The sequence below is a fragment of the Azospirillum sp. Sh1 genome, assembly GCF_008365135.1.
Classification (GTDB): domain Bacteria; phylum Pseudomonadota; class Alphaproteobacteria; order Azospirillales; family Azospirillaceae; genus Azospirillum; species Azospirillum oryzae.
Genome location: NZ_VTTK01000009.1, coordinates 211,451 through 226,262 on the forward strand (window position 1 = coordinate 211,451; position 14,812 = coordinate 226,262).

Here is a 14,812-nt window from a genome sequence, read left to right on the forward strand (position 1 = left end):
GTTACGGAGCCTGGAAGGTCAGGATGCGCCGCAGCGCGCCGGGCAGGGCCAGCAGCACATGCCCCAGCCGCGGCACCACCCGCGTGGCGAAGAACAGCAACCCGCCGAAGAAGGTCGGCGCGGCCACCCGCTTGCGGTCCAGGAAGATGTCCCAGCCGACGCTGTTGCCGAAGACGAAGCGCGCCATCTCCACGATGTCCTGGCGGTCGCGCGGAGCGAATCCGGCGCCGACCGCCAGTTCGCCGCCGCGCATCTCGATGCGGAAGATGCGCACGCCGGTGGTGGTCGCCGCCTCCGTCTCCGTCGCGGCGATGGTCAGGACCGGCGTCCGGTCGGGCTGGCTCAGCAGATCGCGCCATTTCGGATCGACCAGCAGCCCGACGCCGCCGGCCGACACGTCGGCGACCGTCAGGTCGATGCTGGTCCCGTCCTCGAACTTCAGCGCCGCCGGTCGGTCGACGGTGAAACGTTCCTGCCGGCGGACGCGCTTGCGCTCATAGACGACGGCGAGGCCGCCCAGCGCCAGCAGGAAGCTCAGCGAACACCACACCGCCACCGGAACGATGGCGGCGCGGTGTTCCGGGAAGATCGAATAGCGCCAGGCGCAGGCGGCCAGACCGGCGGCCAGCAGCAGCGTGGTGACGATGAAGGGCGTGGCGAGCGGAGAGAAGCCGTCCTCGTCCACCGACTGGCCCTTGGCGGTCACCTTGAACACCGGGTCGCGCGGCCGGATCATCGTCGCCAGCGCTGCGCGGGAGACGTGGAAGGACTGCAGGTACTCGTACAGCTCCGAGAACAGCGGCCAGCGCATCCGCCCATGCAGGAACTGCGACAGGAAGGCGGCGGCGAAGACGTGCGGCAGGACGAAGCAGGCGAAGTCCGGCAGGTTGATGCGGTAGATCTCCAGCCCGAACAGCGCGTAGCACAGCGGCGACAGCAGGAAGATCGGCCGCCAGAACCAGAAGAACCAGTAAAGCATGGTGCTGGTGTAGCAAAGCCGCTGCGAGATGGTCAGCCCGCGCTTGAACAGCGGGTTCTTCAGCAGGAACAGCTGGATCATGCCCTGGGTCCAGCGCGAGCGCTGGGCGATGAAGCTGTCGAAGGTTTCCGGCTGCAGCCCGGCGATCAGCGGACGCGGCAGATAGACGCTGCGCCAGCCGCGCGAATGCAGCTCCAGCGCGGTCTCGCAATCCTCCGTCACCGTGTCGCCGCTGAAGCCGCCGACCTCCTCCAGCGCGGCGCGGCGCAGGATGGCGGCCGACCCGCAGAAGAAGGAGCCGTTCCAGCGGTCGAGCCCCGGCTGTATCGAGTAATAGAACATCTCGTTCTCGCTCGGCATCCGCTCGAAGGTGCCGAGGTTGTATTCGACCGGGTCGGGATTGACGAAGAAATGCGGCGTCTGCACCAGGAACAGGCCGGCGTCCTGCTGGAAGAACCCCACCGTCGCCTTCAGGATGCCGACCGTCGGCACATGGTCGGCATCCAGGATCAGCAGCAGGTCGCCCGACGTCTTGTGGAACGCGTGGTTGATGTTGCCGGCCTTGGCATGCTCGTTACGCGGCCGGGTCATGTAGGTGACCTGCAGCCGCTCGCACAGCGCCTGCAACGTCTCGCGCCGCTCCTTCGCCGCGGCGGCCAGTTCCGGGTTGGCGTGGGCCAGCTTCTGGTCGGTGCCGCCGTCGTCCAGCAGATAGACGTGCAGCTTGTCGCGCGGGTAGTCGATGCAGACCGCGGCGGCCAGCGTCGTCTCCAGCAGCTCCGGCTCCTCGTTGTAGGAGGGGATGTAGACGTCGACGCTGGGCCAGAGGGCGGGATCGCCCGTCGGCTCCGACGGTTCGCGGGCGACGGGGTCGATGATGACGAACAGCGAAGTCAGGAACAGCACGAAGGACAGCGCCTCGGCCGCGAACAGCGTCACGCCGGGGATGAAGTTCACCAGATCGTCCACCGGCGGCATCGTGCCGGTCAGCCGCCAGAAGAAATAGCGGAAGGTGACGAAGGCCAGCAGCAGCACGGTCAGCGTGCGGGCATGCCAGAAGCGCTGGGCGAAGCGCCCCAGCACGAAGGCCGCCGCGACCACGCCGGCAGAAATGGCGGCGCTGGCAAATCTTCCAACGGGCAGGGCCGCCAGCGCAAGAAACAAACCCGCCGACAGCAACAACAGAATCCAGAGCAGAACCGACCGCAGCGAGAAACGGCGACTCTTCACGCTCGACTGTCGTTTGGCTTGCTGCGCCTTATTGTTCAGAGGTCGAACAACGGTCTTGGCGCCGGACGAAGTTGTCATGCGGATCCGCGGAATGGGGCGATTCCACCTTAGTGGGCGCCCCCTTATCGCTCAAGCTTCGTTACAAATCGTTACTGACTCGTGATAAAGATTGCTCAAAAGCCATGTTTGCCTGGCCCGGGCCTCCACGACGCTCCTTCCGGCCGTGACGGACGCCGCCATTGCCTGCCCACCGCATCGCGACTCGGAATGGAGACCGCCGCCGCGCAAACTGATCCTTTGCGCGGCTGCCTTGCGCGGCGGCTTGGGCTTGGGGGGATGACGCGGCGCGGGAATGCCGCCATGGTGACGGACAATTCGTCCACCCACCGGTTGCAGCACGGGATCCCGACCGCCTCCATGCCCGCCTTCGCCCTTCTGTCCGACGCCTTCGCGGTGCTCGCCCCGGTCTTCCTGGTGGCGGCGCTGGGCTATGGCTGGACCCGTCGAAAGCTTCCCTACGACAGCGCCTTCATCACCACCTTCGCGATCAACGTGTCGTCGCCCTGCCTGGTCTTCTCCGCCCTGACCCGGCTGCACCTGTCGGCCGACGTGATGGGGGAGATGGCGCTGGCGGCGACCGCCTGCATGGCGCTGACCGCGCTGGCATCGGTGCCCGTGCTGCTGGCGAGCGGGCTGTCGCTGCGGGTCTATGTGCCGGCGATGGCCTTTCCCAACGCCGGCAACCTCGGTCTGCCGGTCTGCCTGTTCGCCTTCGGCGAGAACGGCCTCAGCCTTGCGGTCCTGTTCTATGCGGTGATGGCGGTCGGCCAGTTCACGCTGGGGCCGGCGCTGGCCGCCGGGCGGTTCGACCTGGGGCAGATGGCGCGCACGCCGACGATCTACGCGGTGGGGCTGGCGGTGGCGATCCAACTGGCCGGGCTGCCGCTGCCGGTGTGGATCGGCAACACCACCACGCTGCTGGGCAACTGCGCCGTGCCGCTGATGCTGTTCTCGCTGGGCGTGGCGCTGTCGAAACTGCGGCTGTCCGGGGCGGTGCGGGCGCTGTCGATGTCGGCCTTCCGGCTGGCGGTCGGTTTCGCCATGGGGCTGCTGGTTGCCTGGGCGATGGGGCTGACCGGGAGCACGCGCGGCGTGGTGCTGGTGCAAAGCTCGATGCCGGTGGCGGTCTTCAACTATCTGTGGGCGCTGCGCTATGGCAATTCGCCGGAGGATGTGGCCGGCATGGTGCTGGGGTCCACCGCCATGGCCTTCATCGGGCTGCCGGCGCTTCTGATGATCGTGATGCAGTAGGAGGGAGGGAGTCCATGGCGCACAGGCAACACCGCTATGCCGTCCGGCTGAGCTGGACCGGCAATCTCGGCACCGGCACCTCGGCCTACAAGGCCTACAGCCGCGACCACGAGCTGAGCGCCGGGACCAAGCCGGCAATTCCCGCGACCTCCGATCCGGCCTTCCGCGGCGATCCGGCGCGCTGGAACCCGGAGGAGATGCTGGTCGGCGCCCTGTCCTCCTGCCATCAGCTCTGGTACCTGCATCTCTGCTCGGTCGCGGGGATCGTCGTCACCGCCTACAGCGACGATGCGGAGGGGGTGATGGAGGAGGAGGCCGACGGCGCCGGCCAGTTCACCACCGTCGTGCTGCGGCCGCGGGTGACGCTGGCACAGGGATCGGACGCCGGCAAGGCGCTCGCCCTGCACCATGACGCCGCGCAGAAATGCTTCATCGCCCGCTCCGTCAACTTCCCGGTCCGGCACGAGCCGGCGGTGGAGGTCGAGGGATGAGCGGCGGCCCTCCCCTCTCCGGCCCCCTCTCCGTCCTGGATGCCGTCGCCGGCCGGCGCAGCATCCGCGCCTTCCTGCCAACACCGGTGGAGCGGGAGACGGTGCTGCGTATCCTCGACCTCGCCGCCCGCGCGCCCAGCGGTTCCAATATCCAGCCCTGGAAGGTCCATGCCATCGCCGGGGAGGCGCGCGCCGCCCTGTCGGCGGATCTGCTGGCCGCCCATGAGGCGGGGGAGCCGGAGGTGCCGGAATATCCCTATTACCCGGAAAGCTGGCGGGAACCCTATCTCGGCCGCCGCCGGGCGGTGGGATGGGCGCTCTACGGCTCGATCGGCATCGGCAAGGGCGACCGCGAGCGGATGGCGCGCCAGCATGGCCGCAACTGGCTGTTCTTCGGGGCGCCGGTCGGGCTGTTCTTCTCCATCGACCGCGACATGGGCAAGGGCGCCTGGCTCGACCTCGGCATGTTCATGCAGAATGTCATGATCGTCGCCCGCGGCTTCGGGCTGGAAACCTGCCCGCAGGCGGCCTTCTGCTACCGCCACGCCATCACCGCCCGACATCTGGGGCTGCCCGACACGGAAATCATCGCCAGCGGCATGGCGCTGGGCGTCGCCGACTGGTCGGCCCCGGAAAACAACTTCCCCACCGACCGCGAACCGGCCGAGGCCTTCACGCGCTTCACCGGCTTCTGAACAGGAAGATTCCTAGAGGGTGACGAACCCGCTGGGCGCCGCCGCCGACGGGGCGCAGGGCGACAGCAGCCGGGAGACGAAGGCGGCGGTCTGGACCAGGACGCGCGGCGAGAAGGGCTTGGCGATATAGCCGAGCCCGATGCCGCCGGCCTGGGCCTTGCTCGGCGGGTTTCCGGTGGCGAAGACGCACGGAATTCCCAGGGCCTTCAATTCGCGCGCCACGTCCAACCCGTTCGACCCGTTGGCCAGCTTGATGTCGACGAAGGCCATGTCGGGCCTCTCCTGCCCCGCCAGGGCCAGGGCGGAGGGCAGATCCTCGGCGATCCCCGTCACCTCGTGGCCGGCGGACTGAAGCGTCAGCGCCACCCCTTCGGCGATCAGATATTCATCTTCTATGATCAATATCTTCATTGTTTTTCTTGTAATTTTTGTACAATGCGCGGAGGCGTCACGCCTGGGTTGGCGCTCCCGGTTTCATGGGGAAAGTTAAAAGGAAGCGTGTGCCCGGAGTCAAACGTTCGATTTCAAGTCGGCCCCTTATCTGCCGCGTCAGATTGCGGACGGTGTTGAGCCCGAACCCGCCGCCGCTGCTCCCGACCTCTTCGGGCAGGCCGATGCCGTCGTCGGCGACGTCGATGCGGACCTCGTTCCCCTCAACCTCCATGTCCAGCCTGACGGTGCCGGTCCGCCCGTTGGGGAAGGCGTGCTTGTAGCTGTTGGTCAGCAGTTCGTTGACGATCAGCGCCACCGGGACCGCGGTGTCGACCGGTGTCGGCAGCGGCGTGCCCACCGCCACGCTCATCGCCGGCTCACCGCCGCCATCGCCGCTGCCCTCGGCGCTGGACGGGACCGCGTTCTCGGCGATGCTGCGGATCAGGTCCGACAGTTCGACCGTGTCGTACACCGTGCCTTCGCCATAGAGGCGGCGATGGACCTCGGCGATCGCCAGCACGCGGCTGCTGCTGTCCAGCAACTCCTGCCGCACCTCCTGGCTGCGATGCCGGAGCGCCTGGGTCCGCAGCAGGTTGGCGACGATCTGCAGCGAGTTCTTCACCCGGTGGTTCACCTCGTCCAGCAGGACGCGGTTCTCTTGCAGCGCCGCGGTCAGCGCCCGCCCCTCCGCCCGTTCCGCCTGATAGTCCCGCTCCAGCCGCCGGACGGTCGTGTAGCCGAGCCAGCCGGTGACCGTCACGAACAGCAGCCCATAGGCGACCATCAGAATCTCGAGGATCATGGCGTGGCGGCTGCGCCGGGCGAGCAGCAGATCCTCGTCCGCCCGCATGGCGGCGGTCAGCCGCCGGATCTCCGCCATCATGTTGGCGCCCATACCCTCCCGGACCATGTCCAGCGCCCGCTGCATGCCTGCGTCCTCGGCCTGCCGCAGAACCTCAGCCATCCGGCCAAGACGGTCGGCGGTCAGCGCGCGCAGGGTCTTCACCTTGTCCTGCTGGACCGGATTGTCGATGGTCAGGGAGTCGAGCCGGTCGAGCAGAGCCCGGCTGCGCTCCACCCCCTCCCGGTAGGACATGAGGTGGCTCCGGTCCCGCGACAGCAGGTAGCCACGCTGGCTGGATTCGGCATCGGACAGGTTGGACTGCAGGTCCTCGACCGTGGAGATGACCTTGTGCGTGTGGTCGACCCAGTCGATGGCGCGACGGTATTCGATGAAGACGCCGACGAGAATCAGGAAGCCGACGAACAGGCCGCCGAGCAGCACCGCCGATAACCGAGCGGCACGGGCGCGCACCTTCCGCCGCGCGAGGCTGGCATCCGTGTTGGTGGGCATGGGCCGTTCCCGCCTCTTGTCGACGACCGCCGGATCGCTGGTCCGAACAGTCTGTAGCTTCCCGCATGGGCGGCATTGACGTGAGTCAACAATTTCACACAACCGGAGGGCCGTCGTGACGGCCATCTCCCACCCTACCCGCCAAGCGCCGAAATCAACGTGTCCTGCAGACGGGCGGGCTGGATCGGCTTGTGCAGCAGCGCGCACTGCGCGCCGGCCGCTTCGCGCAGACGGTCGGCCGAGGTGTCGCCGGTCAGCAGAACGCCGGGAACGTCGCGCGACAGGCGGCGGCGGACCATGTCCATCACCATCAGCCCCGTGGTTCCTTCCGGCAGGCGATAGTCGGCGAGGATCAGGTCGGGCGGTTCGCCGGCGTCGATCAGGCTGTTCAAAAGCTGCTCCGCCTCCGCCCCGCTGCCCGCCTCCACCACGCGATAGCTCCAGTCCTCCAGCATCAGGACCAAAGCCATGCGGATGACGGCGTCGTCCTCCACCAGCATGATCAGCCGGTCCGTGCCGCCGCCGGACCGGGTGCCGCCGGCTTCCCCACCGGCAGCTGCCCGACCGCCGCCTTCCGCCTCCAGTTCCGTCAGCGGCAGGCTGACGGTGAAGCGGCTGCCGCGGCCGAGCGAGGAGGTCACGTCGATGACCCCGCCCAGCATGGTGACCAGCCGCCGGGCGATGCTCAGTCCCAGCCCCAGCCCTTCCCGCCGGTCGCGGGCGGCGTTGCCGACCTGGAAGAAGTCCTGGAAGATTCGGCCGATATGCTGGTCGGCGATACCGATGCCGTTGTCCCACACCTCGATCTGCAGGCTGCCGCCACGCCGACGGGCGCCGAGCAGGACCCGGCCGCCGGGGGCGTAGCGCAGCGCATTGGTCAGCAGGTTGCGCAGCGCCCGCTCCAGCAGTCCCGGATCGGTCCGCGTCGTCAGCGGCGGAGCCACCAGGCGCAGGCTCTGCCCGCCCTTCTCCGCCAGGGCCGAGAATTCGCCATGCAGCCGGGCCAGCAGGGCGGCGATGTCGACCGGTTCCGGATTGGGGGCCACCAGCCCGGCCTCCAGCTTGGAGATGTCGAGCATCCCGTCCAGCATGCCGCCCAGCCCGCCGAGCGACGACTGGATCTGCTCCGCCATCCGCTGCGCCCCGGCGGGAAGGCTTTCCTTCAGCAGCAGGTCGGACAGCAGCAGCAAGGCCTGCACCGGCTGGCGCAGATCGTGGCTCGCCGCCGCCAGGAAGCGTTCGCGGGCGTCCAGCGCCACGTTCAGGTCGCGCTCCAGCGCCTTCACCGCGGTGATGTCGGCGACGCTGGACACCACGGCCTCCACCCCGCCGGCCTGATCGGCGACGGGATGGCTCGACACCCGCAGCCAACGGGTGGGGGCGGTCGCCTCCTCCCCCTCGATCACGCCGATGATGCGTTCGACCACCGGCTTGCCGCTGCGCACCGCCTCCGCCGCGGGGGGAAGCCCGTGCAGGCGGTTGCCGTTGGCGTCGATGAAGCGGCGGCCGGCGGTGGTCGGGACCAGGCTGGCGGGGGCGGTGGCCGGCGCCAGCTGTCCGCCCGCCCGGCTCTCTCCCCCGCCCTCCCGGTCGAAGGCCGGCGCGGTGGGGTCGAGCAGCGCGCGGGCCGGGCCGTCCAGCAGCCGCTCCGCCATGGTATTCGCCAGCAGGTTGCGGCCGTCGGCGGCAGTCATCGCCAGCGCGTCGTGCAGCGACTGCACCAGCACCCGGTGCCGCCGTTCGCTGAGGTTCAGCGCCGCTTCCGCCGTCCGCCGCGCGGTGACGTCGCGGAAGGCGACGACGGCGCCCTGGATGCGCTCCTCCATCGGGGCGAGGCGCTTGCCCGACGCCAGCATCGGCGAGATGGAGATCTCCACCAGCAACGTGCCGCCATCCTCGCGCCGCAGCTTTTCACAGGCGACCCGGCGGGGCCGGCCATCGGTCAGCGACAGGGCCAGCGCACGGGCCGCTCCGCCGGCGGGGGCGGCGTCGCCCTCGCCGACCGGCAAGCCCGCCTCGGTTTCCGGCGCCGGGCCGGCCAGCAGGTCGGACGGCGGCCGGCCGATCAGGTCGAGGTCGAGATGGCCGGTCATTGCCGTCGCCGCGGCGTTGACGAAGCGGATGCGGCCGTCGGCGTCCACACCCAGGATGCCGTCGCCGACCGACTGCAGGATATGGTGATAGTCGGCGCGCGCCCGCTCGGCGTCGTCGCGGGCCTGCTGCACCTCGCGCAGCCAGGCGTTGCGTTCGGTCAGGTCGGTGATGGTCAGCAGCACGTCGCCGCGGTCGCTGTCGTCCAGCGTCACCCGGCGGGCATCGGTCAGCCCGTCGATGATCGTGCCCTGCGGGCCGTGATAGCGGAATTCCTGCCGGGTCCACTCGCCGCCGTCGCGCAGCCGGCCGAGCGCGGTGAACAGCCGGCCATGGTCGAGACTGTCGACCAGCAGGGTCAGCGGGCGTCCCTTCAACCGCAGCATCGGCAGGCCGAACTGCCGTTCGGCGGCGCTGTTGGCCTCGCCGACGATGCCGGTGGCGTTCACCGCCAGACAGGCCAGCGGCACCGATTGGAAAAGCTGGAGATATTGCAGGCGCGACGCCTCCAGCGCCTGCTGGGCGCCGCGCAGCTCCTCGTTCTGGATTTCCAGCTCGGCCTGATGGACATACAGCTCGTGCAGCAGTTCCTTCATCGAGGTGGCGGTGATGTCCGCCGCCTCGAAATTTCCGCCGCTGAGGATTATTTCGGCGCGGCGCCGCAGGCGGCCGGAGGAGTCTTCGCTCATTTTTTGCCCCCGTCGGCCTTACCGGCCCCGTCCAGTTGCAACTCCATCAGCCTGCGGTTGGTGATGTTGATGTGGCTGACGACGATACCGCCGTCATGGTCGTTCAGGCGGGTGGCGTGCATCAGGAACCAGCGTTGCTCGTCGGCCGAATGGCAGGGATATTCGATGGTGAAATCGTCGGCCTCGCCGTCCAGGATGCGGCGCAGACCGTCATGCACCGCGCGGCCGATGCCGTCCTTCTCCGGAGCCTCCGGAGTCAGGCAGACGTCCAGATAGTTGGTGCCGACGCCGCAGCGCTCCATCGCCGGGGCGCCGTTGCGCTGGGCGAAGCCCTGCCAGGCGGCGTTCACCATGACGATCCGGCCGGTGCGATCGGTGACGGCGATGTGCTCCGGCAGGCTGTCCAGCACATTCTGCAGCCGCTCTTCCGCCAGTTTGGTGTCGGTCACGTCGACGAAGGTCACCACCACGCCGCCGACCTGATTCTTGTCGGTCAGGTAGGGCAGGATGCGGGTCAGCACCCAGCGGCCGTCATTGACGCGGACATGCCTTTCCATCGCCTCGTGCCCGTCGAACACCCGGCGGATGTCGCCCAGGAAGTTCGGATAGTCGATGTTGGTCGACAAATGCGCGATGGACCGGCCGATGTCGCGCGGGATGATGTTGATGAATCCGGCCGCCGCCGGGGTGAAGCGGCGGATGACGAAATCGCCGTCCAGGAACACCGTGCCGATCTCGGTCGAGCGCAGCAGATTGTCCAGGTCGTTGGTGATCTCCGTCAGTTCCTCCACCTTCGCCTGATATTCGGCGTTGACGGAGTAAAGCTCCTCGTTGACCGACTGCAGCTCCTCGTTGGTGCTCTGCAATTCCTCGTTGGATGCCAGAAGCTCCTCGTTGGTCGCCTGCAGTTCCTCGTTGGCGGTTTCCAGCTCCTCGATGGTCGCCTGCAGATTCTCGCCGCGCGACAGCAGCTCCTGCTCCAATCCGCGGATGCGCTCGGCGGCGTCGGCATTCAGGTCGAAGTCGGAATCCGGCACCGACAGCGGCAGCATGTTGGCACGGTCCAGCACCACCAGGGCGAAGCGGCGCCCGGTCTTGCGCGCGACATAGGGCTGGACCCGCAGGCTGAGCGCCGCCACGCCTTCGCGGTCCTTCACCGGGATGTTGGACAGCGCGAACTCCTCGCCGGAGCGGAAGGCACGGTTCAGCGCGGTGCCCGTCACCATGGCGACCGACGACGGCAGCAGCTTCAGCACGTTCAACGTCGCCTCGCCCGGCGGCACCTTCAGCAGCGACGACGCATCGCCGAACACATGCATGATCGTCATCTGTTCGTTGACCAGCAGGCAGGGCGGCACATAGGCCTTCATCAGCGCGGCCATCGCCTCGTCGATGGCGGCCCCCTCCTCCATCGCATGGGATCCGGTGTCGTCGCCATGCCGCGCCAGCGGGGCCGAGACGGTGGGCACCAGCAGCCGCGACAACCGGAACGATCCGGCGCGCAGGCTCTGGAACAGCTTGTTGCGGCTGTCCACCGTGTGGAAATCGCCTTGCAGGTCGCCCAGCGTTTCGCTGGTGCCCAGGAACAGGAAGCCGCCCTGGCGCAGCGCGTACTGGAACAGGCTGAGCACCTTCCGCTGCAGCGGCTGGTCCATGTAGATCAGCAGGTTGCGGCAGCTCAACAGGTCGATCTTGGTGAAGGGCGGGTCGCGCATGATGTTGTGGGCGGCGAACACCACCATGCGGCGGATGTCGCGCGACACCACATAGCCGTCGCCGCGCGCGGTGAAGAAGCGGGCGAGCCGTTCCTGCGACACGTCTTCGGCGATGGCGCGCGGATATTCGCCCAGGCTCGCCACCTCGATGCTGTCCTGGTCGATGTCGGTGGCGAAGATCTTGACGTCGAAGCTGCGGCCCAGCCGCTCCTGCGCCTCGGCGAACAGGATGGCGAGGGAATAGGCCTCCTCCCCGCTGGCGCAGCCGCAGACCCAGACGCGGACCATGTCGGTCGGGCTGCGGTTGGCGAGCAGGCCGGGGATCACCCGGTCGGCCAGGACGCGGAACGCCGCGTCGTCGCGGAAGAAGCGGGTGACGCCGATCAGCATCTCCTTGTAGAGATTGACCGCTTCGGCGCTGTTCCGCCGCAGCAGGGCGGCATACTCCTCCATCGACTCCAGCCCGGCGCCCTGCATGCGCCGTTCGATCCGCCGCAGCAGCGTCGCCAGCTTGTAATGCGAGAAATCGACCCCGGTGACGGAGCGGATGACGGCGATGATCTGGGCCAGCGGATCGTCGCCGTCGTCGCGCCGCTGCCGGGCGGGCATGGGACGGGCGCGGGCCAGCGCCTTGCGCGCGTGGTCGATCAGCCGGGCCGGCAACTCATCCGGCGGCAGGGTGGCGTCGATCTGCCCGGTGGCGAGCGCACTGCGCGGCATGCCGTCGAATTGCGCCGTCTCCGGCTGCTGCACGGCGGTGAAGCCGCCGGCCGACTTGATCGCCATCAGGCCGCGCGTGCCGTCCGACCCGGTGCCCGACAGTATCAGGCCGATGGCGAGGGATCCCTGGTCGCGGGCAAGCGCTGTCAGGAAGATGTCGATCGGCAGGCTCATGCCGCTGCCGGCATCCTTGGCGGTCAGCCGCAGCCGGCCGTCCTCGATGGTCAGGTGCTTGCCCGGCGGCAGCAGATAGACGGTGTTGCGCTGGACCGGCACGCCGTCGGTCGCCTGCACCACCTCCATCTCGGTGTGCTTGGCGAGCAGATCGACCATCAGGCTCTTGTGCACCGGCGACAGGTGCTGGACCACGACATAGGCGAGATCGCTGTCGCCCGGCACCGCATCGAAGAAACGCTGCAACGCCTCCAGCCCGCCGGCCGAGGCACCGATGCCGACGATGCAGCAGGCCTGCTCCGGCGGCGCGCCATTTTCCGCCGGCATGGTCGCAACCTCGGCATTCTCCTGCGGCGTTGTTTTGTTCACGTCGGGTTGCGTGACCGGTGTTTCCGTTGACACGGCGATAAACAAGTCCTTCTGGCGTCGGCCGGCGGTTCTCGGTGCAAGCGAGCCCTTCGCTATATCCGCCGAATTTGATTTGGTCAACTTGGCTGTCGCAGAACCTCGTCCTGCAACATCACCATTTTAATTGGAATGCATCCGATGACGTATCGATTTGACTTTGGTTTTATAACGAATGTATCGTGTCTGAAGTATATTGCGCCGAGGGCCCGGCCGATCCCGCCCCAAAGGCGGGAAAGCCGGGGGCGACCGGGATCGGGGACCTGACGCGCGCGAAATTCCTGCTATGTTTGCTTCCCCAGGCACCACATCCGGGGCGCCACATCCGGGAGCGTCACGGGATTGCCAAGGCAGCAGGAACGGGTCATGAGCTTCACCTCGATCTATCGCCACGGATTCGCGCGGGTGGCCGCCTGCACCACGCGCTGCACCCCGGCCGATCCGGCGGCCAACGCCGCCGCCGTTCTGGAGGCCGCGCGCGCCTGCCACGACAAGTCGGTGGCGGTGGCGCTGTTTCCCGAACTGGCGCTGTCGGGCTATGCCATCGACGATCTGCTGATGCAGGACCCGCTGATCGACGCGGTGGAACAGGCGATCCTCGATCTGGTCCAGGCCTCGACCGGGCTGATGCCGCTGCTGCTGGTCGGCGCGCCGCTGCTGTATGACGGGCGGCTCTACAACACGGCGGTGGCGATCCAGCGCGGCGAGCTGCTGGGCGTGGTGCCGAAGCAGCATCTGCCGAACTACCGGGAATTCTACGAGCGGCGCCAGTTCGCCTCCGGCGCCGGCACCGAAGGCGGGACGATCCGCATCGGCGACCTGACCGCCCCCTTCGGCCCCGACCTGCTGTTCTCCGCCGAGGACCAGCCCGGTCTGGTGGTTCATGCCGAGATCTGCGAGGATCTGTGGGTTCCGGCGCCGCCCAGCACGATGGCCGCCCTGGCCGGCGCCACCGTGCTGGCCAACCTGTCGGCCAGCAACATCACCATCGGCAAGTCCGACACCCGCCGCCTGCTGGCGAAGTCGCAATCGGCGCGCTGCCTCGCCGCCTATCTCTATTCGTCGGCCGGGACCGGCGAATCGACCACCGACCTCGCCTGGGACGGCCAGACCTCGATCTTCGAGAATGGCGAGATGCTGGCGGAGACCGACCGCTTCCCCGACGGCGCCCAGATGGCGGTCGCCGACGTCGATCTGGACCTGCTGCGGCAGGAACGGCTGCGACAGGGCACCTTCGACGACAACCGTCGCCTGCACGCGACGGCGGCCGGCGGGTTCCGCACCGTCGCCTTCCGGCTCGACGCGCCGGAGGTGGATGTCGGGCTGTTGCGCGTGGTGCCGCGCCTGCCCTTCGTTCCGGCCGCCGCCGAACGGCTGGAACAGGATTGTTACGAGGCCTACAACATCCAGGTCGCCGGGCTGGTGCAGCGGCTGCGCGCCACCGGCATCGGCACGGTGGTGATCGGCGTGTCGGGCGGGCTGGACAGCACCCACGCCCTGATCGTCGCCGCCCGCGCCATGGACCGGCTGGGCCTGCCGCGCTCGGGCATCCTCGCCTACACCATGCCTGGATTCGGCACCAGCGAGGGCACCAAGTCCAACGCCTGGCGGCTGATGACGGCGCTGGGGGTGACGGCCAAGGAACTCGACATCCGGCCGGCCGCCAACCAGATGCTGAAGGACATGGACCACCCCTTCGCCCGCGGCGAGGCGGTGTATGACGTGACCTTCGAGAATGTGCAGGCCGGCCTGCGCACCGATTATCTGTTCCGGCTCGCCAACCACCACAACGGCATCGTTCTGGGCACCGGCGATTTGTCGGAACTGGCGCTGGGCTGGTGCACCTATGGCGTCGGCGACCAGATGTCCCACTACAACGTCAATGCCGGCGTGCCCAAGACGCTGATCCAGCACCTGATCCGCTGGGTCGGCCGCACCGGCCAGTTCCAGCAGGAGGTGTCGGAGACGCTCGACGCCATCCTGAAGACGGAGATCTCGCCGGAACTGGTGCCGGCCGGCTCCGACAAGGCGCTGCAAAGCTCCGAATCCGTGGTCGGGCCGTATGATCTGCAGGATTTCAACCTGTTCTACGTGCTGCGCTACGGCTTCCGCCCGTCGAAGATCGCCTTCCTGGCCCGCCACGCCTGGGCCGACGTCGCCAAGGGCGACTGGCCGGAGGGCTATCCGCTGGAAAAGCGCCGCGCCTACAGCCCGGCCGAGATCCGCGACTGGCTGCGCGTCTTCCTGCGCCGCTTCTTCGGCTTCAGCCAGTTCAAGCGCTCCGCCATGCCGAACGGCCCGAAGGTGTCGGCCGGCGGGTCGCTGTCGCCCCGCGGCGACTGGCGCGCCCCGTCCGACGGCAATGCCCGCATCTGGCTGGAGGAGTTGGAGCGCGAGGTTCCGGCGGAGTGAAGTATGTGTATGGCCGCCACTCTCCTCAGCCGTCATCCCCGCGAAGGCGCACTGCTGTCCGGGATTTTTGAATGGATTGCAGCTGCACGGCAGACACAGCCAGTGTTTTGGCCC

The 14,812-nt window shown here is 68.2% G+C and carries 9 protein-coding genes; 4 read left to right on the forward strand and 5 right to left on the reverse strand.

Going from position 1 to position 14,812, the window contains the following annotated elements:
- Position 1 precedes the first annotated feature (1 nt).
- The gene (gene bcsA, locus FZ029_RS12245; protein ID WP_246457229.1) at positions 2-2,209 is read right to left on the reverse strand and encodes a UDP-forming cellulose synthase catalytic subunit; all 2,208 of its coding nucleotides are present in this window, start codon (positions 2,207-2,209) and stop codon (positions 2-4) included.
- Between the two features lie 360 nt (positions 2,210-2,569).
- Between bcsA and FZ029_RS12250 the strand changes: the two genes are divergently transcribed.
- The 3 genes from FZ029_RS12250 to FZ029_RS12260 are packed head-to-tail and all read left to right on the forward strand — an operon-like array spanning position 2,570 to position 4,706.
- Positions 2,570-3,520: an AEC family transporter gene (locus FZ029_RS12250; protein WP_247892283.1), complete on the forward strand. Its 951-nt coding sequence runs from the start codon at positions 2,570-2,572 to the stop codon at positions 3,518-3,520.
- A gap of 14 nt (positions 3,521-3,534) precedes the next feature.
- Positions 3,535-4,011: an OsmC family protein gene (locus tag FZ029_RS12255; protein WP_149269480.1), complete on the forward strand. Its 477-nt coding sequence runs from the start codon at positions 3,535-3,537 to the stop codon at positions 4,009-4,011.
- Positions 4,008-4,706 carry a nitroreductase gene (locus FZ029_RS12260; RefSeq protein ID WP_149269481.1) on the forward strand — a complete coding sequence of 233 codons (699 nt, stop codon included), beginning with the start codon at positions 4,008-4,010 and terminating at the stop codon, positions 4,704-4,706. The genes FZ029_RS12255 and FZ029_RS12260 overlap by 4 nt, the downstream gene beginning before the upstream one ends.
- 12 nt (positions 4,707-4,718) lie before the next feature.
- On the opposite strand, the gene FZ029_RS12265 is transcribed toward FZ029_RS12260, so the two are convergent.
- The 4 genes from FZ029_RS12265 to FZ029_RS12280 form a co-directional block, all read right to left on the reverse strand.
- Entirely contained in the window at positions 4,719-5,117 is a 399-nt protein-coding gene (locus FZ029_RS12265; protein ID WP_149269482.1) for a response regulator, read from the reverse strand.
- Between the two features lie 37 nt (positions 5,118-5,154).
- Positions 5,155-6,492, reverse strand: coding sequence for a CHASE3 domain-containing protein (locus tag FZ029_RS12270; RefSeq protein ID WP_149269483.1), 1,338 nt, complete (start codon positions 6,490-6,492; stop codon positions 5,155-5,157).
- 134 nt (positions 6,493-6,626) lie between these two features.
- Complete coding sequence (locus FZ029_RS12275) at positions 6,627-9,272, reverse strand: PAS domain S-box protein (RefSeq protein WP_149269484.1); 2,646 nt, start codon at positions 9,270-9,272, stop codon at positions 6,627-6,629.
- Entirely contained in the window at positions 9,269-12,250 is a 2,982-nt protein-coding gene (locus tag FZ029_RS12280; RefSeq protein WP_247892284.1) for a chemotaxis protein CheB, read from the reverse strand. Before FZ029_RS12280 ends, FZ029_RS12275 begins: the two co-directional genes overlap by 4 nt.
- Before the next feature lie 402 nt (positions 12,251-12,652).
- Here FZ029_RS12280 and FZ029_RS12285 point away from each other — a divergent pair, with 402 nt between their 5' ends.
- A complete protein-coding gene (locus FZ029_RS12285; protein ID WP_149269485.1) occupies positions 12,653-14,698 on the forward strand; it encodes an NAD(+) synthase in 2,046 nt (681 codons plus the stop codon).
- The last annotated feature ends 114 nt before the right edge of the window (positions 14,699-14,812 follow it).

Bases quoted from the DNA above. Each gene is read 5' to 3' on its own strand.
- FZ029_RS12250 (WP_247892283.1), top strand. From the start codon at position 2,570: ATGGTGACGGACAATTCGTCCACCCACCGGTTGCAGCACGGGATCCCG.
- FZ029_RS12285 (WP_149269485.1), top strand. From the start codon at position 12,653: ATGAGCTTCACCTCGATCTATCGCCACGGATTCGCGCGGGTGGCCGCC.
- FZ029_RS12265 (WP_149269482.1), bottom strand. From the start codon at position 5,117: ATGAAGATATTGATCATAGAAGATGAATATCTGATCGCCGAAGGGGTG.
- FZ029_RS12275 (WP_149269484.1), bottom strand. From the start codon at position 9,272: ATGAGCGAAGACTCCTCCGGCCGCCTGCGGCGCCGCGCCGAAATAATC.
- FZ029_RS12270 (WP_149269483.1), bottom strand. From the start codon at position 6,492: ATGCCCACCAACACGGATGCCAGCCTCGCGCGGCGGAAGGTGCGCGCC.
- FZ029_RS12260 (WP_149269481.1), top strand. From the start codon at position 4,008: ATGAGCGGCGGCCCTCCCCTCTCCGGCCCCCTCTCCGTCCTGGATGCC.
- FZ029_RS12255 (WP_149269480.1), top strand. From the start codon at position 3,535: ATGGCGCACAGGCAACACCGCTATGCCGTCCGGCTGAGCTGGACCGGC.